The 20,114-nt window shown below is 69.6% G+C and carries 20 protein-coding genes and 1 tRNA gene; 10 read left to right on the top strand and 11 right to left on the bottom strand.

The window, feature by feature from the left end; genetic code table 11:
• Nucleotides 1-90 precede the first annotated feature (90 nt).
• From pheA to EPL04_RS00180, 4 genes are all read left to right on the top strand, one after another.
• On the top strand, nt 91-897 hold the full coding sequence (gene pheA, locus EPL04_RS00165; protein ID WP_134668322.1) for a prephenate dehydratase: 807 nt from the start codon (nt 91-93) through the stop codon (nt 895-897).
• Between the two features lie 67 nt (nt 898-964).
• Nucleotides 965-1,408, top strand: a complete 444-nt coding sequence (locus tag EPL04_RS00170; protein ID WP_134668323.1) for an Hsp20/alpha crystallin family protein — start codon at nt 965-967, stop codon at nt 1,406-1,408.
• 38 nt (nt 1,409-1,446) lie between these two features.
• Nucleotides 1,447-1,899 (top strand): peroxiredoxin, encoded by a 453-nt coding sequence (locus EPL04_RS00175; protein WP_134668325.1) that lies wholly within the window; start codon nt 1,447-1,449, stop codon nt 1,897-1,899.
• A 43-nt stretch (nt 1,900-1,942) separates the two neighbouring features.
• Nucleotides 1,943-2,440 (top strand): hypothetical protein, encoded by a 498-nt coding sequence (locus tag EPL04_RS00180; RefSeq protein ID WP_134668327.1) that lies wholly within the window; start codon nt 1,943-1,945, stop codon nt 2,438-2,440.
• On the opposite strand, the gene EPL04_RS00185 is transcribed toward EPL04_RS00180, so the two are convergent.
• Nucleotides 2,429-2,896, bottom strand: a complete 468-nt coding sequence (locus tag EPL04_RS00185; protein ID WP_134668329.1) for a hypothetical protein — start codon at nt 2,894-2,896, stop codon at nt 2,429-2,431. The genes EPL04_RS00180 and EPL04_RS00185 overlap by 12 nt on opposite strands.
• Before the next feature lie 26 nt (nt 2,897-2,922).
• Nucleotides 2,923-5,583, bottom strand: a complete 2,661-nt coding sequence (leuS, locus tag EPL04_RS00190) for a leucine--tRNA ligase (RefSeq protein WP_134668331.1) — start codon at nt 5,581-5,583, stop codon at nt 2,923-2,925.
• Nucleotides 5,584-5,972: 389 nt separating this feature from the next.
• On the opposite strand from leuS, the gene EPL04_RS00195 reads away from it, so the two are divergent.
• Nucleotides 5,973-7,256 carry a carboxylate--amine ligase gene (locus EPL04_RS00195; RefSeq protein ID WP_209019533.1) on the top strand — a complete coding sequence of 428 codons (1,284 nt, stop codon included), beginning with the start codon at nt 5,973-5,975 and terminating at the stop codon, nt 7,254-7,256.
• A 116-nt stretch (nt 7,257-7,372) separates the two neighbouring features.
• Here the strand turns inward: EPL04_RS00195 and EPL04_RS00200 are convergent, their stop codons facing one another.
• The 6 genes from EPL04_RS00200 to ilvA all read right to left on the bottom strand — a co-directional run bounded on the left by EPL04_RS00200 (nt 7,373) and on the right by ilvA (nt 12,694).
• Entirely contained in the window at nt 7,373-8,368 is a 996-nt protein-coding gene (locus tag EPL04_RS00200) for an ornithine cyclodeaminase family protein (protein ID WP_134668332.1), read from the bottom strand.
• A gap of 266 nt (nt 8,369-8,634) precedes the next feature.
• Complete coding sequence (gene thsB, locus EPL04_RS00205; RefSeq protein WP_134668334.1) at nt 8,635-10,281, bottom strand: thermosome subunit beta; 1,647 nt, start codon at nt 10,279-10,281, stop codon at nt 8,635-8,637.
• 459 nt (nt 10,282-10,740) lie between these two features.
• A tRNA-Ser gene (locus EPL04_RS00210) sits at nt 10,741-10,822 on the bottom strand.
• 41 nt (nt 10,823-10,863) lie between these two features.
• A complete protein-coding gene (locus tag EPL04_RS00215; RefSeq protein WP_134668336.1) occupies nt 10,864-11,055 on the bottom strand; it encodes a hypothetical protein in 192 nt (63 codons plus the stop codon).
• A 1-nt stretch (nt 11,056) separates the two neighbouring features.
• Nucleotides 11,057-11,437 (bottom strand): Rid family detoxifying hydrolase, encoded by a 381-nt coding sequence (locus EPL04_RS00220; protein ID WP_134668337.1) that lies wholly within the window; start codon nt 11,435-11,437, stop codon nt 11,057-11,059.
• A gap of 45 nt (nt 11,438-11,482) precedes the next feature.
• Nucleotides 11,483-12,694: a threonine ammonia-lyase gene (gene ilvA, locus EPL04_RS00225; protein ID WP_134668339.1), complete on the bottom strand. Its 1,212-nt coding sequence runs from the start codon at nt 12,692-12,694 to the stop codon at nt 11,483-11,485.
• A 390-nt stretch (nt 12,695-13,084) separates the two neighbouring features.
• Here ilvA and EPL04_RS00230 point away from each other — a divergent pair, with 390 nt between their 5' ends.
• Nucleotides 13,085-14,395: an MATE family efflux transporter gene (locus EPL04_RS00230; RefSeq protein ID WP_134668993.1), complete on the top strand. Its 1,311-nt coding sequence runs from the start codon at nt 13,085-13,087 to the stop codon at nt 14,393-14,395.
• Between the two features lie 22 nt (nt 14,396-14,417).
• On the opposite strand, the gene citZ is transcribed toward EPL04_RS00230, so the two are convergent.
• Complete coding sequence (citZ, locus tag EPL04_RS00235) at nt 14,418-15,557, bottom strand: citrate synthase (RefSeq protein ID WP_134668341.1); 1,140 nt, start codon at nt 15,555-15,557, stop codon at nt 14,418-14,420.
• A 114-nt stretch (nt 15,558-15,671) separates the two neighbouring features.
• Between citZ and EPL04_RS00240 the strand changes: the two genes are divergently transcribed.
• Entirely contained in the window at nt 15,672-16,886 is a 1,215-nt protein-coding gene (locus EPL04_RS00240) for a potassium channel family protein (RefSeq protein WP_134668343.1), read from the top strand.
• 1 nt (nt 16,887) lies between these two features.
• Here the strand turns inward: EPL04_RS00240 and EPL04_RS00245 are convergent, their stop codons facing one another.
• Together EPL04_RS00245 and EPL04_RS19280 are read right to left on the bottom strand one after the other, a co-directional pair.
• Complete coding sequence (locus EPL04_RS00245) at nt 16,888-17,148, bottom strand: DUF7536 family protein (RefSeq protein ID WP_134668345.1); 261 nt, start codon at nt 17,146-17,148, stop codon at nt 16,888-16,890.
• Nucleotides 17,149-17,196: 48 nt separating this feature from the next.
• Nucleotides 17,197-17,325 (bottom strand): hypothetical protein, encoded by a 129-nt coding sequence (locus EPL04_RS19280; protein ID WP_280177968.1) that lies wholly within the window; start codon nt 17,323-17,325, stop codon nt 17,197-17,199.
• A gap of 125 nt (nt 17,326-17,450) precedes the next feature.
• Between EPL04_RS19280 and EPL04_RS00250 the strand changes: the two genes are divergently transcribed.
• The 3 genes from EPL04_RS00250 to EPL04_RS00260 are packed head-to-tail and all read left to right on the top strand — an operon-like array spanning nt 17,451 to nt 20,091.
• Entirely contained in the window at nt 17,451-18,407 is a 957-nt protein-coding gene (locus tag EPL04_RS00250; RefSeq protein ID WP_134668347.1) for a succinylglutamate desuccinylase/aspartoacylase family protein, read from the top strand.
• On the top strand, nt 18,407-19,573 hold the full coding sequence (locus EPL04_RS00255) for a pyridoxal-phosphate dependent enzyme (protein WP_134668349.1): 1,167 nt from the start codon (nt 18,407-18,409) through the stop codon (nt 19,571-19,573). The genes EPL04_RS00250 and EPL04_RS00255 overlap by 1 nt, the downstream gene beginning before the upstream one ends.
• On the top strand, nt 19,570-20,091 hold the full coding sequence (locus EPL04_RS00260) for an NUDIX domain-containing protein (protein WP_134668351.1): 522 nt from the start codon (nt 19,570-19,572) through the stop codon (nt 20,089-20,091). The genes EPL04_RS00255 and EPL04_RS00260 overlap by 4 nt, the downstream gene beginning before the upstream one ends.
• Nucleotides 20,092-20,114 lie beyond the last annotated feature (23 nt).

A 20,114-nucleotide genomic window follows, 5' to 3' on the forward strand; every position in this document is an offset into this window, starting at 1 on the left:
GAGACGACTCGCCGCCCCGGAGCCGTCGGGGCTCTCGAACGCTGTCAGACCCGACGGCCTTTTGTCCTCAACAGCGAAACACACCGCCACATGCAAGCAGTCACGCTCGGTCCGGCCGGGACCTACTCCCACCGGGCCGCCAGCGCGGTGGCCGACGACGTCGAGTTCCGGGAGTCGGTCACCGCCATCGTCGAAGCGGTCGCCGACGAGTCGTTCGAGCGCGGGGTCGTCCCCATCGAGAACAGCATCGAGGGAAGCGTGACCGAGACGCTCGACGCGCTGGCCGACCGCGAGGTCTCGGTCGTTCGGGAAGTCGTCACCCCGATCCGCCACGCCCTGCTCGCCCAGAGCGGGAACTTCTCGACGATCGCCAGCCACTCGCAGGCGCTCGCTCAGTGTCGGTCGTACCTCGAATCCGAGTACCCCGACGCCGACCTCGAAGCGGTCGCCAGCACCGCCCGCGGGGTCGAGCGCGCCCGCGAGGACCCGACGGTCGCGGGCATCGGCCACCCCGACAACGCGGGCGAGGACCTGGAAATCGTCGCCGAGGGGATTCAGGACCGGACGTCGAACGCGACCCGCTTTTTCGTCATCGCGCCCACGAGCCACCGGTCCGAGGCCGGCGGGAAGTCCTCGCTGGTCGTGTATCCGAACGCCAACTACCCCGGCCTGCTGCTCGAACTGCTCGAACCGTTCGCCGACCGGGACATCAACCTCACGCGGGTCGAGTCCCGGCCGAGCGGCGAGCGCCTGGGCGACTACGTGTTCCACCTCGACTTCGCGGCGGGCCTCTACGAGGAGCGCTCGCAGGCCGCCATCGCGGCGCTCGAAGACATCGCCGAGAACGGCTGGGTCCGGCGGCTCGGCTCGTACGACACCGAGCACGTCCTCTACTGATCCGAACGAATTTTTAAGGCCGGGCGCGCCGAACCTCCGCCGGGCGGGAACGCCCGTGGGGGATACTATGACAAAACGACGGAATCCGTTCGAAGAGCTCGAAGAGCTGATAGACCGAATGTCCCGGCAGTTCGAACAGCCGATGGGCGAGTCGGACTGGCAGTCGACGCTCGGCGACGGCGAGGTCTCGGTCGACGTCGCCGACCGGGACGACGAGTACGTCGCGACCGCCGACCTGCCGGGGTTCGCCGAGGACGACATCGAGGTGACGATCCGGGACGACGTGCTCCGGATCGAGGCCGAACACGAGGAGTCGACCGCGGCCGACGAAGACACCGACGAGGGCCGATACATCCGCCGGGAGCGTCGCCACCAGTCGGCGAGCCGTTCGGTGACCCTTCCCGAACCCGTCGAGGCCGCGAGCGCCACCGCGCGATACCACAACGGCGTGCTGACGGTCACGCTCCCGAAGGCCGGCGATCAGGACTCGCACCGAATCGACATCTCGTAAGCACAAGCTCCTTGCCCGCTCGCCGTCAATCCCGAGCCATGACGCTCGAAACCGGCGCGGACGCGCCGACGGTCGAAGCGACGAACCAGCGCGGCGAGACCGTCGCGCTCGATTTCGAGGAACCGACGGTGGTGTACTTCTATCCGCGCGACGACACGCCCGGCTGTACGACCGAGGCCGAGCAGTTCGACGCCGAACTGGAGAGCTATCACGACGCCGGCGTCTCGGTGTTCGGCGTCTCGACCGACGACGTCGAGAGCCACGAGGCGTTCGCCGAGAAGTACGAGATCCGGTTCGATCTGCTCGCCGACCCCGAGCGCGAACTCGCCGAGGCGTTCGACGTCGACACCTCGCGGGGCGCGGCGGCCAGAACCACCTTCGTCCTCGCCGACGGGGAGGTCAAGGCGGTCTACGACGGCGTCGACCCCGACGGCCACGCCCGCGACGTGCTGAGCGACATGCTCGACGACGACCTCGTCGCGCTCGAATAGCTCGCGCCGACAGCGTTTTTCGCCCCCGCGTCGAGACTCGCCCATGCACGATGCGAGCGACGCCGCCTCGGCCGCCGACGCCGCGCCGGTCTCGCCGGTCCGGGCCCGACTCGTCGGCGGCGTCCAGTGGGCGGTGACGGGATTTTACGTCTTCGCGCTCGCGTTCCTCGGCGTCGGGTGGTACCTGACCGCGACCGGGCGAGCGTTCGCCCTCTCGGCGCGGTGGGAGCTTCTCGCGGTCCTGCTCGGGGCGTTTCTCGCGGGATACGGCTGGGTCGCGGTCCGGTCGCCGGCCGGCCGAGCGCCGCGCGCTCACGGCCGGCGCGTCGAGGTGACGCTGTTGTTGCTCGTGCTCGGCTTTCTGGTGCCGTTCGGCGCGCTCGCGGTCCTCGATCTGCTCGGAACGTCGATGCTCGCGCTCCCGTTTTTCGCGGTGCCCGGCGCGTCCTACGCGCTGACGCTCGCGATCTCGTACGGCGTCGTCTACGGGCTCGACGCCCGGCCGTTGCTCGGGCGCGAGCCCGCACAGCTACAGGAGTGACGCGATCTCGCGGGCGGTCTCGTCGATTCGGTCGCGCCAGCCCTCGGGGCGGTCGCCCCCGCGCTTCGGGGGTTCGATCGGGAGGGCGACCGGACGATACGAGACGCGCTCGACCGACTCCGCGGCGGTCTCGCCCACGAACTCCGCGACCTCGCGCTTCGAGGACACCCCGCCAGACGCGAGATCGTAGTAGCCCGAAAAGAGCTGGATCACCGCGACGTCGTCGTACGCGTCGAGTTCGCCGTCCTCGGCGTAGTAAAACAGCTTCGCCGTGTTGTTCACAGGGTCGGCCCTTCGCCACTCCACCTCGACCGCCGCGAACCGGGTCGCGTCCCGGCCCGCGACGTCGACGGGGGTCCGCCGGAGGTAGCGCTCGGTCTCCCAGTCGAGCGAGGGGCGGCGCTGTTCGAGGCCGTCTCGGAGCCGGTCGCGAACCGCGTCTGCGAACGCGCCCACGAGCTGGCCCAGACGCCGGGGCCACTTCAGTTCTCGTGAACGTGGATCGCGGGTCGGCCGGGCTCGGCCTTGCTCGCGAGGTCGTCGTCGGCCTCCTCGGCGGCGAGCACCCGGACCGGCGCGTCGAACTCCGACTCGACGAGCCACGCGGCCCGTTCGAGGGTCGCACGCTCGCGGTCGGGCGCGAGCGCCTCCGGGAGCGCGGGCGCCGCGGCGGCGAGGTCCTTCGCGTAGTCGGCGGCGGCCTCGCCGCGCTCGCGGAGGTCCCCGTCGCTCATCACCGCGCCGACCACGTCGCCGTCGTCGTCGCGGGCGAGTTCGAGCGCATCGTGCATCCACTCGGGCGCGGTGACCACGTCGATGGCGGTCGGCTCCTCGATGCCGGCGACCTCGACGATGTCCCGGACGTCCTCGCGGGTCCGCTCGACCAGCCGGACCGCCTGCTCGTGGTCGCTCACGTCGCGGTCGGGGGTCGGCCAGTTGGCCTCGGCGACGAAGCCCTCCCCGTCCAGCGCCGTCCAGCACTCCTCGCAGACGTGGGGCGCGACGGGCGCGAGGAGCTTCACGGCGACCTCGACGCCCCGGGCGACGACGCCGGAGTCGACCGCGTCGCGGTCGCGGTACCGCACCAGAAGCGACACCATCTCGTCGATCGCCTGGACCGCCCGGTTGAACTCCATCTCCTCGAAGCGGTCGGTGGCCGCCTCGACCGTGGCGGCGACCTCGCGGGCGACGTACTCGGCGGCCGGGTCGTCGGGGTCGTCGGCCGCGGCGTCCGGATCGACTTCGCGGGCCATCTCGAGCAGTCGCTTCAGGAACGAGTTAGACGACCGGACGCCCTCCTCGCTCCACGGGAAGTCCTTGTCGGGGCGGGCCGCCCGGAGGACGAACAGCCGGGCGGTGTCGGCGCCGTACTCGGAGACGATGCGCTCGGGCGAGACCCCGTTTCCTCTCGACTTCGACATCTTCGCGCCGTCCTCGCCAAGCACCATCCCCTGCGTGGTGAGCGACTCGAACGGCTCGCGGTGGTCGAGCAGGTCCAGGTCCGCGAACGCCTTCGTGACGAACCGCGAGTACAGCAGGTGCATCACGGCGTGCTCGACGCCGCCGACGTACTCGTCGACCGGCATCCAGTCGTTCGCGCGCTCGACGTCGAACGGGGCGTCGTCGAGATCCGGCGAGGTGAACCGCAGGAAGTACCACGACGAGTCGACGAAGGTGTCCATCGTGTCGGTCTCCCGGACGGCGGGGCCGCCACACTCGGGACACTCCGTGTGCTTCCACTCCTCGGCCGCGTCGAGGGGGTTGCCGGTGGTGTGGACGAACTCCGGGAGCTCGACCGGGAGCCGTTCGTCGGGGACCGAGACGGGCCCACACTCCTCGCAGTGGACGATCGGAATCGGCGTCCCCCAGTAGCGCTGGCGCGAGATGCCCCAGTCCCGAAGCTGGTACTGGACCGCCGACTCGGCGCCGTCGACCTCCTCGGTCAGCCGCTCGCGGGCCGGCTCGCTCGACAGGCCGTCGTACTCCCCGGAGTTGACGAGGACGCCGTCCTCGGTGTAGGGCGCCGCCTCGATGTCGACGTCCTCGGTATCCGCGCCGTCCTCGGGGGCGATCACCTGCCGGATCGGCAGGTCGTGGGACTGGGCGAACGCGTGGTCGCGCTCGTCGTGGCCGGGGACCGCCATCAGCGCGCCGGTGCCGATGTCCGAGAGCACGAAGTCGGCGACGAAGACGGGTAGCTCCTCGCCCGTGACGGGGTTGCGGGCGGTCATGTCGGTCGCGACGCCCTGGGGCTCGTCGCCGTCCGGGTCGGCGACGTGCTCGACGAAGTGGGCCACCTCGTCGTCGCGCTCGGCGGCCGCCTCCGCGAGCGGGTGGTCGGGCGCGAGCGCGAAGAACGTCGCGCCGTGGATCGTATCGAGCCGGGTGGTGAACGCCCGGACGGTCTCGGTCGCGTCGGGCGTCTCGACGTCGAAGGGCACCTCCGCGCCCTCGGTCCGGCCGATCCAGTTGCGCTGCATGTCCCGGACGTTGGTGGGCCACCCGTCCAACTCGTCGATGTCCTCGAGCAGTTCGTCGGCGTACTCGGTCGTGCGGAAGAACCACTGGTCGAGGTCCCGCTCCTCGACCGGCGTGTCACACCGCCAGCAGAGTTCGGCCTCGCCCTCGACCTGCTCGTCGGCCAGCACCGTCTCGCAGGACGGACACCAGTTGACCGTCGCGGCCTGGCGCTCGACCAGCCCCGCCTCGCGGAACCGGTTGAAGATCCACTGGTTCCACCGATAGTAGTCGGGATCGCAGGTGGTCACCTCCCGGTCCCAGTCGTAGCCGAACCCGAGCGCCTCGAACTGCTCGCGCATCTGTTCGATGCACCGCTCGGTCCACTCTCGGGGGTTCGTGTCCCGTTCGTTGGCGGCGTTCTCGGCCGGCAGTCCGAACGAGTCCCACCCCATCGGGTGGAGCACCTCGTCGCCGTCCATCCGGCGGTATCGGGCGAGAGCGTCGGTGATCGCGTAGTTCCGGACGTGGCCCATGTGGAGCTGGCCGGACGTGTAGGGGAACATCGCCAGCACGTACGCCGGGTCCTCGGCGTCGTCTGGCACCCGGAACACGTCGGCCTCGTCCCACTGGTCCTGCCAGCGTCGCTCTATCTCTCGGTGGTCGTAGCCGTTTTGGCGTCCCATACGTATCTCTTGGGCGAGCGTACGAAGTCGAGGGCCAAAGGTCTTTCAATACGGCAGTTCGGGGCGCCGACCGCGTTCGCCGCGTCGAGATCGGTCCGGCTCCCGGCGGGTCTGGCGACCGCGAGCCCGGCGCAGATTTCGAGCTTAGCGGGCGGGACGCCGACGGGCGCGCCCACGGGGTCGAACACCCCCTCGGAGTCGGCCCGCCGCCCGTCTCGGTGGGCACTTGTCGCGCGCCCTCGGGCGGTAAGATTTCGCTTCCCCGTCGATAGGGGCCGTTTACGCCGTCGGCTCTCGACGGTAGGAGCCGCCTGCGGCCGGCGGAGTCGGTCGATCGTCCGCGACAGCCGATTCATAACAAAGGTATTACACGAAGTGGCACCCACGCAATGAGAGCAAACAGACACGAGAAAGGACCGAGCGTCGTGGTTCCCGCCATCGACGTCCCGAGCAGTACCGCCTGCATCAGGGCGCTCGGTCGGGAAGGCGTCCGGACGATCGCGGTCTCGGAGCGCGAGGACCCGCCGGCGTTCCGGTCGCGGTACGTCGACGAGACGGTCTCGGCCCCGGACCCGACCGAGGACCTCTCGGCGTACGCCCGGCGACTGCTGGAGCTCGCCGAGCGCGAGGACGTGTGCACGGTGATCCCGCTCCGCGAGCCCGACGTCTACGCGCTGGCGGCCCACCGGTCGGCGTTTGCCGACCACGTCGGGACGCCGTGGCCGTCGCTCGACACCCTCCGCGGGGCCCAAGACCGCGTCGAACTGTTCGCGGCCGCCGAGCGGGCGGGCGTCCCCGCGCCCGAGACTCGACGGTTCGACGACTGGACGACGTGGGACGAGGAGGTCATCGTCAAGGCGCGCTACACCCTGCCGACCGCCGAGTACGTCGGCCCGGAGTCGGCCGCCGAGTACCGCCACGGCACGACGAGGTACGTCGAGCCGGGCGGCAAGCCCGACCGCGACTCGATCGTCGCCGAGATGGGTCACGTTCCGATCGTCCAGGAGTACGTGCCCGGAAACGACGAGTACGGCTTCTTCGCGCTCTACGACGAGGGCGAGGCGCTCGCGACGTTCCAGCACCGCCAGCTCCGGGGCTACAAGTACTGCGGCGGCCCGAGCGCCTACCGCGAGTCGGTCGACATCCCCGCGCTCGAAGCGGCGGGTCTGCGACTGCTCGACGAGCTCGACTGGCACGGGCTCGCGATGGTCGAGTTCCTGCACGACGACGAGACCGGCGAGTTCGAGCTGATGGAGGTGAACCCGCGGTTCTGGTCGTCGCTGCCGTTCACGGTGCAGGCCGGCGTCGACTTCCCGAACCTCTACCGAGCGATGGCGGCGGGCAAGCGCCCGGCGACCGACCCCGACTACGAGGTCGGCGTCGCGGGCCACCTGCTCCGGGGGGAACTGCTCCACCTCCACAGCGTCCTCTTCGAGCACTACCCGGTGGTCGAACGCCCCTCGGTCGCCGGGACCGCGGCGGCGACGGTCGCCTCGGTCGTTCGCCACCCCCGGTTCGACTACCTCAGCGCCGACGACGTCGGCCCGTTCCTCCGGGACGTCGCCGGCCTCTTCGAGGCCGCGATCGACGAGCGCGAACAACAGACGCCCGTCGGCTCGGGGAATGCGACGCGGGCGGCGACGACGCTGGTGAACCTGCTTCGCCGCGGGTGATCGAACCGCCGAAAACGCGTCTCTGTGCAGTCGTCGATACGCGCCGTACGAGAAGGGGAGTGCGGACGCGCGGCGCCGACCGAGCGCCTCCCCGGCGGGCGGTCGCGGTAGCCCGACTACTCGACGTCCGAGCCGATGAGATCGAAGGGGTAGCCGTTGTCGTTCTCGTCGGCGTGCTCGTAGACGACGTGGGCCGCGGCCACGTCCTGAATCGCGAGCCCGGTGCTGTCGAACACCGTGATGCCGTCGTCGTCCGTGCGCCCCTCGATGTCGCCGACGACGATGTCGCCGACCTCGCCGTAGATGTCGTCGTCGCCCAGCACGCCCTCGTGGTACGGGACGTTGATCTCGCCCGAGTGGGTGGTCTGGGCGTGGTCGTCGATGACGAGCTTCGCGTCGAGCAGGATCTCGTCGGCGAGCTCGTGTTTGCCCTCGGCGTCGGCGCCCATGGCGTTGACGTGGGTGTGCTCGCCGATGGCCTCCCGGGAGACGACGGGGTCCTCGACGGGCGTGACCGTCGAGAGCACGTCACACTGGGCGGCCTCCTCGATCGAGCCGGCCCGCACGTCGAAGTCGTCGTCGAAGTAGTCGATGAACTTCGCGACCCGCTCCTCGTCGAGGTCGCTCACGACGACCTCCTCGATGGGTCGGATCGCCGCGACGGCCTCCAGTTGGGTGTACGACTGGACGCCCGCCCCGACGATGCCCATCTTGGTGGCGTCCTCGACCGCGAGGTAGTCGGTCGCGACAGCGGCGGCCGCGCCCGTCCGCTTCATCGTGAGTTCGGTCCCGTCCATGATCGCCAGCGGGAACGCGGTCTCGGGGTTCGAGTACACCATCGTCCCCATCACGGTCGGGAGGTCGAACTCGTCGGGGTTGTCGGGGTGGACGTTGACCCACTTGATGCCGGCGGCGTCCCAGTCGTCGGCCTCCAGATAGGCCGGCATCGACCGGAAGTCGCCGTTGTACTGGGGCAGGTCGATGTACGACTTGGCGGGCATCTGGGCGTCGCCGCGGGCGTACGCCGCGAAGGCGTCCTCGACCGCCCGGATCACGTCGTCCATCTTCGTGTTCTCGTCGACGGCGTCCTGATTGAGCAGGAGCGTGTCCATACGTGGCTGGTCCGCCTGCGACCACTATAATCTACCTAAAACTCGGCGAATCGCGCAATTTTGGTCGGGCTCTCGGACCGAACGGTCGGCGAGGCTCCTCGGAGCCGACGAAATCGAAAAGTCGAACGCGGTCGGGACCGCCGTCGACCGGCGGTCGGGACCGAAGCCAGGCAGTCGCAGTCGCGGGCTGTGCGGTGGCGGTCGCCCGGTCGGTGTCTCACCGCGAACGGTACTCGGCGGACAGAGAAGTTCGGTTACTACCGAACTTACATCGCGCCGCCCATACCGCCCATGCCGCCCATGCCGCCGCCCATGCCGCCGGCGCCGCCCTCGTCGTCACCCTTGTCGGTGGAGAGGTCGCCGGCGGAGATGATGTCGTCGATTTTGAGCACGAGGTTCGCGGCCTCGGTGGCGCTGGACGCGACCTGCTCCTTCGAGTGGGCGGGCTCGACGACGCCCGCGTCGAAGGTGTCCTCGACATCGCCGCTGTACACGTCGAGACCGGCGCGCTCGTCGCCGGACTCGTGGGCCGACCGGAGGTCGACCAGCGTGTCGATGGAGTCCAGACCCGCGTTCTCGGCGAGCACGCGCGGGACGAGTTCGAGCGAGTCAGCGAACGCCTCGACCGCGAGCTGCTCGCGGCCCGAGACGGAGTCGGCGTAGTCGCGGAGTCGGCTCGCGACCTCGACCTCGATGGCGCCGCCGCCGGCGACCACGCGGCCGTCCGAGACCGTCTGGGCCACGACGTCGAGCGCGTCGGTGACGCCGCGTTCGAGCTCGTCGACGACGTGGTCGGTCGAGCCACGCAGGAGGAGCGTCACGCCGTGGCTGTCCTCGCCCTCGACGTAGAACAGCTCGTCGCCGTCGTCGCGGGTCACGTCGCCGTGGCCGAGGTCCTCGGCGGTGGCGCTGTCGAGGTCCGAGACGACGTTGGCGCCCAGAACCTCCTTGAGGAAGCCGACGTCGCTCTTCTTGACGCGGCGCACCGCGAGGATGCCCTCTTTCGCGAGGTAGTGCTGGGCCATGTCGTCGATGCCCTTCTGGCAGAAGACGATGTCGGCGCCGGTCTCGACGATCTTGTCGACCTTCTGCTTGAGCTGTTCTTCTTCCTGGTCGAGGAACTGCTGGAGCTGGTCGGGGTTCTCGATGTTGACCGAGGTGTCGACGTCGGTCTCCTCGATCTCGACGGCCTCGTTCAGCAGGAGGATGTCGGCGTCCTCCGCGCTGGTGGGCATGTTGTCGTGAACCGGGTCCTTGCTGATGACCGCACCCTTCAGGAGCTCGGACTCGCCGGACGACCGGCCGGTCTGGGTCTCGGTCTTGACGAACTCGAGGTCGACGGTGCCCTCGACGGTGACCTGGTCGACCGCGTCGACGATGATCTCGCTGAGACGCTCCTTGTTGAGCTCGGCGCCCTTGCCGGTCATGGAGGTCTCGGCGACCTTCCGGAGGAGGTCCTGATCGTCGACGTCGACGTTCTCGGCGACGTTGTCGATCTCCTCGCGGGCCTTCTGGCTGGCGAGGTGGAAGCCTTTGATGATCGCTGTCGGGTGGATGTCCTGCTCGAGGAGGTCCTCGGCGTTCTTGAGGAGCTCACCCGTGACCGCGACGGCGGTCGTGGTGCCGTCGCCGGCCTCGTCTTCCTGGGTCTCGGCGACCTCGATGATCATCTCGGCCGTCGGGTTGTCGATGTCCATCTCCTGGAGGATGGTGACGCCGTCGTTGGTGATGGTGACGTCGCCCATCGAGTCGACGAGCATCTTGTCCATCCCTTTGGGTCCGAGCGTGGAGCGCACCGCGTCGGCGACCGCGCGGGCCGCGGTGATGTTGTGCTCCTGGGCGTCTTTGTCTTTGACGCGCTGGGACTCGTCGGACATTACGATCATCGGCTGACCCTGCATTCGCTGACTCATGGTTCACCTCGTAGTATGATTGTGATTCTATATAAATGTTTACTTTCCCGCCACGGGTTCCCACGCCCTGAAGTCACACGATACTCGCCGATTTCGCCGGAAGGTGCCCGGACGGAGCCGATTATCTGGGAACAGTTACCACGAAAACGTCGACGCGCCGACCCCTGTCAGCGCATCTTTATATACACATTCTCCGTCGCTCGGGTGCCGTCCCGCCACCGCGCGGCGGCCGAAGCGGACTCGGGTCGGTCGGTCGGTCACACGCGGCGCTCACAGCCTCGCGGTCGGAGAAAACGCCGGGACTGGGATTTGAACCCGGAGCCAGACAGTCCTCCTCGGCTCACTTCGTTCGCCTGCGGTGGCTGTGACTGGCAGGGGTTCGAATCCCGCGCCGATACCGACTACCGCTCTCTGGGTTCGCGAGCAGACGAACTGCTCGCGGTGTCGGTCGCGGAGAAACGCCGGGACTGGGATTTGAACCCAGAACCCCGTAAGGGGACACGCTTTCCAGGCGTGCGCTTTGCCATTCGGCCATCCCGGCCCGTCCGTTCGTAGTCGGGTCCGGCGTTTAAATCTTCCTTTCTACCCGACGAGGCGGGGTTCGGCGACGTACGAGAGGCCGGTCGCGCCCGCCCCGACCGCGACCGCGACGCCGAACTTCACCGCGAGCGCGTAGCGGTAGCCGGTCCAGAGTTCGTACCCCTGAAGGGCGACCAGAAACGCGAACACGCCCACGACGCCCCACAGGAGGCTGGCTTTCGTGCGCGGTCGCACGTCACTCGGCGCTGGCGATGGCCTCGATCTCGACGCCGACGCCCTTCGGGAGCTCGCCCACCTCGACCGCGCTCCGGGCCGGCGGGTTGTCCTGGAAGTACTCCTTGTAGGCGTCGTTCATCTCGTCGAAGTCGTCGATGTCGCCGAGGAACACCGTCACCTTCAGCACGTCCTGCATCGTCAGCCCCTCCTCTTCGAGGATGGCCTTGACGTTCTCGAGGCTCTGGCGGGTCTGGACCGCGACGTCCTCGTCGTCGAGCAGGTCGCCGTCCGGCGTCAGCGGGATCTGACCCGCGGTGAACACGAGGCCGCCGTTCGTCGTCGCCTGACTGTACGCCCCGACCGCCTCGGGTGCGTCGTTGGTGCTGATGATTCGCTTCATACCCTGTTGGTTCGCGCCCCGTAACTTAAAGTTGGGCAAGCCAGCCTACGCCAGCACCTCGACGTCGAAGCCCTCCTCGCGGAGCGCCGCCAGCAGCGTCTCGACGTGTTCGGGCCCCCGCGTTTCGAGGTCGAGTTCGACCTCCGCGGCGTTCATCGCGATGTCCCGGGAGGTCCGGTCGTGCTGGATGCCGTAGATGTTGGCCCGCTCGCCCGAGATGACGTCGAGCAGGTCGTCGAGCGCGCCCGGCCGGTCTTTCAGTACGGTCCGGAGCTTGACGTACCGGCCGGTCTCGACCAGCCCGCGCATGATGACCGTCGTGAGCGTGTTCATGTCGATGTTGCCCCCACAGAGCGCCGGGACGATCACCTCCCCGTCGTCGTAGTCGAACGCCTCCGACAACAGCGCGGCCAGCGCGACCGCGCCCGCGCCCTCGACCAGCGTCTTCGCGCGTTCGAGGAGATAGGTCAGCGCGACCGCGATCTCCGAGTCCGAGACCGTCACGACCTCGTCGACGCGCTCGCGGATGACCTCGAACGTCTTCTCGCCCACGCTCCGGGTGGCGATGCCGTCCGCGATGGTGTCGACCGACTCGAGGGTGTGGACCTCGCCCTTCCGGAGCGATTGGGCCGCGCTGGACGCGCCCGCCGCTTGCACGCCGATCACGCGGGCGTCGGGTCGCTGTGCCTTGACCGCGGTCGCGATGCCCGCGATCAGGCCGCCGCCGCCGATCGGAACCACCACGGTGTCGAGGTCGGGCGCGTCCTCGACGATCTCGAGACCGATGGTCCCCTGTCCGGCCATCACCATCTCGTCGTCGAACGCGTGGACGTACGTCCGGCCCTCCTCGGTCTCGATCTCGTGGGCCTTTTCCTGTGCGTCGTTGTAGTCGTCGCCGTGGAGCAGGACGGTCGCGCCGTAGTCGCGGGTCGCCTTCACCTTCGATATCGGAGCGTTTTCGGGCATCACGATCTTCGCGTCGACCCCGCTCTTGGTCGCGGCCAGCGCGACCCCTTGGGCGTGGTTGCCCGCGCTCGCGGTCACCACGCCCGCCGCTCGCTCGTCGTCGGACAGCGTCGCGATTCGGTTGGTCGCGCCCCGGATCTTGAACGAACCCGTACGCTGGAAGGTCTCCAGTTTCAGGTGGACCTCCGCGCCCGTCATCTCCGAGAACGTGTGCGAGTAGTCCAGCGGGGTCCGTCGGGCGGTTTCGGCCACCCGGTCGCGCGCGTCCCGAACGTCGGCGAGTTCCAGCATACCAGCGGGTACTCCGGGCGCGTCTTTAGCACTTTATACTGACCGCTGTTCGGCGCGGTTTCGAAGGGGGAATGTGAGGATTCGGGCGCGAAGCGTGTGACGCGCATATAGAGAGTGTCACTACAAGGACTTAAAGCCCCGGGTGGTGGAGTGAAAGTAAAAACGCAAGAAGGCGTCGGGTCTAAATCTCCGTCAGACGGACGACGTACGCCCGTATGACTGAATTGTGATACTCTTCGCCCGGTCGTCCCGCCCGCGCCGAACGGGCAATCCCGGCCGGCTTCCCGTGGACTGAAAACGCTCTCACCCCTCCCGAGACGTGTGACCGACGGACTCCGCGCTCGCCTGTTTGCGGTCTGGCGGCGCGTCCTCTCGCTGTCGTGGCCGGTGATGGCCGAGCAGGTCCTCCGCACCCTGATGCGGACCACCGACATCGTCGTGACCGGGCTGTTCTCGCCCGCCGCGGTCGCGGCCATCGGGCTCGCGGACCTCTACGCTCGGCTCCCGCTCCGGATCGGGCTGGGGCTCGGCGGGGGTGCCATCGCGCTGTCGAGTCAGGACACGGGGAGCGACGCCACCGCCAACCGCGACGAGGCGGTCACGCAGGCCGTCCTCGTCGGCGCGCTCTCGGGGGTGCCGTTCGTGGTGTTCGGGCTCCTGTTTGGCGAGGCCGCCATCGGGGTACTCGGCGCGCCCGCCGGCGTCGCCGCGATGGGCGGCACCTACCTCGCGATCATCTTCGCCACCGCGCCGGCCCGCCACGTCGCGCTCGTCGCGGCCCGCTCGCTACAGGGCACCGGCGACACCCGGACGCCGATGTACGTCAACGTCGTCTCGAACCTCCTCAACATCGGCGGCACGGTCGCGCTCGGCCTCGGTCTCGGCCCGTTTCCGCGCTGGGAGATCGTCGGCGTCGGGGTCGCGACCGCCTTCGGCAACGTGTTCACCGCGCTCGCGCTGGTGGCGGCCATCCGGTGGGACCTGACCGAGGCGTCGTTCGCCCGCCCGACCGACGCCGTCATCGCCCGCCAACTGTTGGCCGTGAGCGCCCCGCGCATCGCGGAGGGGCTCGCGGCCACCGTCGCGGAGTTCCCGTTCAACTCGATCCTGCTCGGGTTCGGCACCGAGGTCAACGCCGCCTACCAGATCGGCCGCCGGATGTACCAGCAGGTCACCGGGCCGCTCTCGCGGGGATACAGCGTCGCCTCCAGCGTCGTCGTCGGGCAGGCGCTCGGCGAGGGCGACCCCGTCCGCGCCCGGTTCGAGGGGTGGGCGACGGGCGCGCTCGCCCTGGTTTCGGTCGGCGCCATCGGCGTCGCGCTCGTCTTCGGCGCGGACCGGCTGGTCGAGTTGTTCACCGACGACGCCGCGACCCTCGAGTACGCCGCTGACTTCGCGCGGGTGTACGGCCTCTCGGCGCCGTTCCTCGCGGTGTTCGTGGTTCTCTCGGGGGCGTTACAGGGCGGTAGCGACACACGGACCCCGTTCGTCGCCCGGACCACGGGGATGTTCGGGTTCATGGTCGGCTTCTCGTGGCTGGTCGGGGTCGTCCTCGACTACGGCGTCGCGGGCGCGTACGCCGGCATCTTCCTCTACTACGTCTGGTCGTTGCTCGTCGTCGGCGCCGGCTTCCGGTGGGGCGGCTGGGCGGCACGGGCGGCCGACATGATGGAAGAGCGCGGGAGCGTCGAGGAGGCCTGACGGCCGAAAATAGCGTCGCCGATTACCGGTCTTCGATCGGGACCCACTCGGCGTCCTTCGCGCCGACGTACTTCGCGCGCGGCCGGATCAGCCGATTGTCGTCGTACTGTTCGAGGACGTGAGCGACCCACCCGCCGGATCGGGACATCGCGAAGATGGGAGTGTAGAGGTCGATCGGGATGCCCATCTGGTAGTACGTCGAGGCCGAGTAAAAGTCGACGTTGGGCGCGATTCCCTTCTCCTCGCGCATGTACTCCTCGATGGCGACCGACATCTCGTACCACTTCGTGTCGCCGGCGGCCTCGCCGAGCTCTTCGCTCTTCTCGCCGAGGATCTTCGCCCGGGGGTCTTTGACGTTGTAGACGCGGTGGCCGAACCCGGCGACCCGTCGGCCCTCTTCGAGCGCCGTCCGGACCCAGTCGGTCGGCTCCATGTCGCTGTCGTCGATCTCTTTGAGCATCCGCATCACGTTGGCGTTCGCGCCGCCGTGGAGCGGGCCGGCGAGGGTGCCGACCGCGCTCGTGATCGCGCTGTGGACGTCAGAGAGCGTCGAAGCGGTGACCATCCCGGAGAACGTCGAGGCGTTCAGGCCGTGGTCGGCGTGGAGGACCAGCGCCATGTCGAACGTCTCGGCCAGCACCTCGTCGGGCTCCTCGTCGTTGAGCATGTAGAGGAAGTTCTCGGCGTGATCGAGGTCTTCGCGGGGCGCGACGGGGTCGTTGCCGTTCCGGAGGCGCTTGAACGCCGCGACGGCGGTCGGGAGCTTCGCGGTGATGCGCCGGCCCTTCCGGAGGTTGACCTCCCGGTCGGTGGGGTCGGCCGACGAGTCGTCGGGGTCGTGGGCCGACAGCATCGAGGCCACGGTCCGGACGGCCGCCATCGGCTCCTCGTCGGCGGCCGCGAGCTTCCGGACCGTATCCAGAACGTCCTCGTCGAGTTCGCGCTCGGCCGCCATCGACTCGGAGAACGCCGCGAGCTCCGCTGTGTCGGGGAGTTCGCCGTGCCAGAGCATGTACAGAACCTCCTCGTAGCTCGCGTTCCGGGCGAGGTCCTCTATCGCGTAGCCGCGATAGACGAGTCGCCCCTCGTCGCCGTCGATGTAGCTGAGTCCCGATTCGGCGACGACGACGCCCTCTAACCCTTTCTTGACCTCGTCTGACATACCCTGATACTTCTCGGCAAGCCGGGAAAAGGATTATCTTTTGTTTCTATTTCGGAGCGCCGCCACCGAACTCGCCCGCGAACGTTTTTATCGGGCCCCGTCCAACGTCACCGTATGAACCCTTCGGCGGGCGACGTCGAGTACGAGCCCGTCAGCGTCAAGGCGGTGCTGGCGGAGATGAAAGACACCGCCGAACTGCTGATCGACCTCTCGTTTTCGGCGGTGCTCCACGGTAGCGACGACGTCGCCCGGGAGGTGCTCGACCTCGAAGCCCGGATGGACGTCCTTCAGATGCGAGCCCGGATGAGCCTTCTGATGGCCGCCCGGAGCCCTGAGGACGCCGAACAGCTGGCGCCGGTGCTCGGTGTGGTCGGCGCCGCCGAGAAGATCAGCGACGCCGCCGGCGACATCGCGAAGGTCGTGCTGGAGGACATCGGCCTGCCCGACGCGATGCGGGCCGCGCTCCCCGAGGCGGTCGAGACGCTGGTTCGGGCGGAGCTCGCGACCGACTCGGGGTTCGCCGGCCGCACGCTCGGAGCCGCCGACCTCGAAACCGAGACCGGCGTCCGGATCATCGCGATCCGTCGGGGCCGCGACTGGATCACCAACCCCGACCGGGACACCCGCCTCGACGCCGGCGACAGCCTCCTGTTGCGGGGCACCGAGGATGGGATCGCGGACGTGTACGAGCGCGCGACCGGCCACGCCTACGAGCCGCCCGCGGAGGTCGACCCCGGCATCGAGGACCTCGAACGCGCGGTCGACTCGATCGTGCTGATGAAAAACATGAGCGAACTCGGGGTCGACCTCGCGTACGGGAGCGTCCTGTTCGACAGCGAGGCGGTCGCCGAGGAGGTCGTCGAACTCGAAGCCGAAGTCGACGCCCTCCAGTCGCGGTTCGAGGCCTGGACTCTGCGGGCCGCCGCCCGGGTCGACGACCCCGTCTCGCTCCGCGGGCTGGTCCACCTCGCGAACGCGACCGAGGTCGTCAGCGACGCCGCGGTCGAGATCAGCGAGGGCGTCCTCCGGGGGCTTGGCACCCACCCGGTCGTCGAGCAGGCGGTCGAGGAGAGCGACGAGGTGATCGTTCGGCGGACCGTCGCGCCCGACAGCGAGTTCGACGGCGCGACCCTCGGCGACCGCGAGGTCGAAACCGAGACCGGAATGCGGGTCATCGCGGTCCGACGCTCGACCGGCGACGAGCGCGACTGGATCATCCAGCCCGGCCCGACGACCGAGCTCCGGGCCGGCGACGTGTTCCTCGCGAAGGGGACACGGTCTGGCGCCGAGCGACTCGCGGCGCTCACGGGCGAGGAGACCGCCGACTGACTCAGTCCAGTTCCTTCGCGAGCCGATACGCCGAAATCAGCGTCAGCACCGTCGTCGCCAGCGCGCCGAGCGCCGACCCGAAGACGAACCCCAGTCCGAGGTAGTACGCCACCGGTCGCTGGGCGCCGGGCAGGAAGACGAACACCGCGAGCACCGCCGCCGTGGCGAGCGCCGCGAACGAGAACCCCCGGACGGCGTTCCGACGGACGTTCAGCGCCGCGGCGAAGTTGGCCCGCGGGCGCTCGGGGACGGGTTCGGACACGGTCGGCGATTGGGACGGAACCGTCAAAGGCGCGTCGGTCCGCGCCGTTCAGTCGGTCTCTGTGCCGGCGGTCGCCTGCGGGCGCCCGTTCGCGGCGGCCGGGATCCGGGCCTCCAGCGCCAGCGCGCCGGCGCCGAACAGGAGGCTCGCCGCGACCAGCACCGATCGGAGCGACATTCACCCGCCGATAGCTCTCTCCGGGCCATAGGGGTTCGGGAACCGCCGAGCAGTTGCCGGTTCGGCGCGTCGGCGTTTCGCCGAGACCGAACCGCTAAAGGGCGTGTAGGCGTCGGTTATGGGTAATGAAGACGCTCGGAACGGCGAGTGCCGCCCCCGGCGAGTTCGACACGGGACGGTTGCAGGTCGGCGAAACGCGCGACGGAAGCGAGTTCGGACTGCCGGTCGCGGTGCTGAACGGCGCCGACGACGGGCCGACGCTGTACGTCCAGGCGGTCAGCGACGGCGACGAACTCAACGGGCTCGGGGTGCTCCGGCGGGCGATCCCCCAGATCTCTCCGGCGGCTTTCTCCGGGACGATCCTGGCGGTCGGCATCGTGAACTACCACGCCTTCCAGGTGGCCGAGCACCGCAATCCGATCGACGACACGAAGATGAACCGCACCTACCCCGGTAGCGAGTCGGGCACGTCGAGCGAGCGCATCGCGGCCGCGACCTTCGAGGCCGCCTCGCGGGCCGACTACATCCTCGACCTCCATCAGGGGTCGACCAGCCGGATGCTCAACGAGGCCCGCGTGCGGTGCGGTCGGCGCCACCGGCTCCACGACGACTGTCTCGAACTCGCGAAGGTGTTCGGCTGTGGCCACGTCCTCGACCAGAAGGGTCCGGACGGCCAACTCGCTCGGGTGGGTCCCGACGAGGGCATCCCGGCGATCGACCCCGAACTCGGCGGCGCCATCGGGTGGGACGAAGAGAGCATCCGGTACGGCGTCGACGGGCTGTTCAACGTCCTCCGGTACTACGGCTTTCTCGACGGGAGCGTCGACCCCGACCCCCAGATCAGAGCGTCCGGGTTCGACCGGTACGGCTCGCCGTCGGGCGGACTGGTCGACTTTCAGGTGGCTCTCGGCGACCCGGTCGACCCCGGCGACGTGCTGTTCGAGGTGACCGACCCGTTCGGCCAACTCAAGGCCGAGGTGACCGCCGACGACTCGGGCGTGTTCTGGCGCTCGCGCCGGCTCCCGCAGGTGGCGACCGGCGAGTACGTCTGCTCGGTCGGCACCAACGTCAGCGAGTACTGATGGCCGCCGACGCGCCGACGCCGACCGACCTCGCGTGCCCCGACTGCGGCCGGACGTACGACGCCGGCCCGGACGAGCCGTGGCGGTGTGACTGCGGACGACCGCTCGAACTCGCCGACCGGCCGCTCCCGACCGGCCCCGCCCCGGAGTTCGAGCAACTGGACGCGCGCAGGGGCCTGTGGGCGTTCGACGCGTTCGTCCCGATCGAGCCCCGGGTCACGCTCGGCGAGGGGTTCACGCCCCTGCAGGACGCCCCCGAGTGGGGACCGAACGCGCAGTTCAAGCTGGAGTACGTCTTCCCCTCGGGGAGTTTCAAGGACCGCGGCGCGACGACCACTCTCTCGCGGGCCGCCGAACTCGGGGTCGAACGCGTCGTCGAGGACTCGTCGGGCAACGCGGGCGCGGCGGTCGCCCAGTACGCCGCCCGAGCCGGCATCGAGGCCGACATCTACGTTCCGGCCGACGCGAAGGCCTCGAAGCTCGCGGCGATCGAGCGGGTCGGCGCGACCCCTATCGAAATCGAGGGCTCCCGGCAGGACGTGACCGACGCGTGCATCGAGCGCGTGGCGCGAAGTCGAGCCGGAGCCGACCCGCGACAGCGCGGCGACGCGTGGTACGCCAGCCACGCGTGGAACCCCGCGTTCTTCGCTGGCACCGCGACCGTCGCGTTCGAGATCGCGGCCCAGCGCGACTGGGACGTGCCGGACGCCGTGGTCGCGCCGCTCGGGCACGGGACGCTCTTTCTCGGCGCCTATCGGGGGTTCCGCGCGCTGACGGACGCGGGCTGGACCGACGAGATGCCCCGCCTGCTCGGCGCGCAGGCCGCCGGATACGCGCCGATCGCCGACGAACTGCACGGCGACGGGCCGGGCGGCGCCTCGGGGACACCGCCCGACGACAACGAGGTCGCGGACGGCATCCAGATCCGCGAACCGGTCCGAAAGGACCAGATCCTCGACGCGATCGAGGCGACCGACGGCGACGCGATCGCGCTCGGCGCCGACCCGGTCGAGGACGCCCTCGATCGGCTCCACCGGGGCGGGTTCTACGTCGAGCCGACGTGTGCGGCCGCGCCCGCGGCGCTGGAGCGGTACCGCGAACGGGGCGTCGTCGACCCCGGCGACGACGTGGTCGTCGCGCTGACCGGGAGTGGTCTCAAGTCGTGACGGTCCGCCCGGCCGACTACTGCCCCGACTGCGGGACCGCCACGACGACCCGGGAGATAGAGGACCGCGAGCGCCGCTACTGCGAGGCCTGCGACCGCCCGGTGTTCCAGAACCCCGCGCCGACCGCCGCGGCCGGCGTGGTCGACGGCGACTCGGTGTTGCTGGTCGAGCGGGCGGTCCCGCCGGGGGTCGGCGAGTGGACCGTCCCCGGCGGCCACCTCGAAGCCGACGAACAGCCCGCGGTCGCCGCGGCCCGCGAACTCCGCGAGGAGACCGGCGTCCGGGTCGACCCCGACGCGCTCGAACTGGTCGACGCCGAACTCCTCGCTCCGTTCCGTGGCAAGCGCGCCGTCTCGATGGTGTACGCCGTCCCGGCGGCCCGCGCCGAGGGGGCGCCCACCGCCGGGTCCGACGCCGCCGCGGTCCGGTTTTTCTCCCGCGACGAGGTCGAGGCCGACGAGGACGCGTTCCGGCCCCACGTCCCCGACCGAGTCGAGTCGGTCCTCGACGCGATCTGAGTCGGCGACCGCTCGTCGCCCGC

It is taken from the genome of Halorussus marinus (assembly GCF_004521895.1).
Taxonomy (GTDB): Archaea; Halobacteriota; Halobacteria; order Halobacteriales; family Haladaptataceae; genus Halorussus; species Halorussus marinus.

What these genes read in the sequence shown, in the direction of transcription:
- pheA (WP_134668322.1), top strand. Translation starts at nt 91, where the DNA reads ATGCAAGCAGTCACGCTCGGTCCGGCCGGGACCTACTCCCACCGGGCC.
- EPL04_RS00170 (WP_134668323.1), top strand. Translation starts at nt 965, where the DNA reads ATGACAAAACGACGGAATCCGTTCGAAGAGCTCGAAGAGCTGATAGAC.
- EPL04_RS00175 (WP_134668325.1), top strand. Translation starts at nt 1,447, where the DNA reads ATGACGCTCGAAACCGGCGCGGACGCGCCGACGGTCGAAGCGACGAAC.
- EPL04_RS00180 (WP_134668327.1), top strand. Translation starts at nt 1,943, where the DNA reads ATGCACGATGCGAGCGACGCCGCCTCGGCCGCCGACGCCGCGCCGGTC.
- leuS (WP_134668331.1), bottom strand. Translation starts at nt 5,583, where the DNA reads ATGGGACGCCAAAACGGCTACGACCACCGAGAGATAGAGCGACGCTGG.
- EPL04_RS00195 (WP_209019533.1), top strand. Translation starts at nt 5,973, where the DNA reads ATGAGAGCAAACAGACACGAGAAAGGACCGAGCGTCGTGGTTCCCGCC.
- EPL04_RS00200 (WP_134668332.1), bottom strand. Translation starts at nt 8,368, where the DNA reads ATGGACACGCTCCTGCTCAATCAGGACGCCGTCGACGAGAACACGAAG.
- thsB (WP_134668334.1), bottom strand. Translation starts at nt 10,281, where the DNA reads ATGAGTCAGCGAATGCAGGGTCAGCCGATGATCGTAATGTCCGACGAG.
- EPL04_RS00220 (WP_134668337.1), bottom strand. Translation starts at nt 11,437, where the DNA reads ATGAAGCGAATCATCAGCACCAACGACGCACCCGAGGCGGTCGGGGCG.
- ilvA (WP_134668339.1), bottom strand. Translation starts at nt 12,694, where the DNA reads ATGCTGGAACTCGCCGACGTTCGGGACGCGCGCGACCGGGTGGCCGAA.
- EPL04_RS00230 (WP_134668993.1), top strand. Translation starts at nt 13,085, where the DNA reads ATGGCCGAGCAGGTCCTCCGCACCCTGATGCGGACCACCGACATCGTC.
- citZ (WP_134668341.1), bottom strand. Translation starts at nt 15,557, where the DNA reads ATGTCAGACGAGGTCAAGAAAGGGTTAGAGGGCGTCGTCGTCGCCGAA.
- EPL04_RS00240 (WP_134668343.1), top strand. Translation starts at nt 15,672, where the DNA reads ATGAACCCTTCGGCGGGCGACGTCGAGTACGAGCCCGTCAGCGTCAAG.
- EPL04_RS19280 (WP_280177968.1), bottom strand. Translation starts at nt 17,325, where the DNA reads ATGTCGCTCCGATCGGTGCTGGTCGCGGCGAGCCTCCTGTTCGGCGCC.
- EPL04_RS00250 (WP_134668347.1), top strand. Translation starts at nt 17,451, where the DNA reads ATGAAGACGCTCGGAACGGCGAGTGCCGCCCCCGGCGAGTTCGACACG.
- EPL04_RS00255 (WP_134668349.1), top strand. Translation starts at nt 18,407, where the DNA reads ATGGCCGCCGACGCGCCGACGCCGACCGACCTCGCGTGCCCCGACTGC.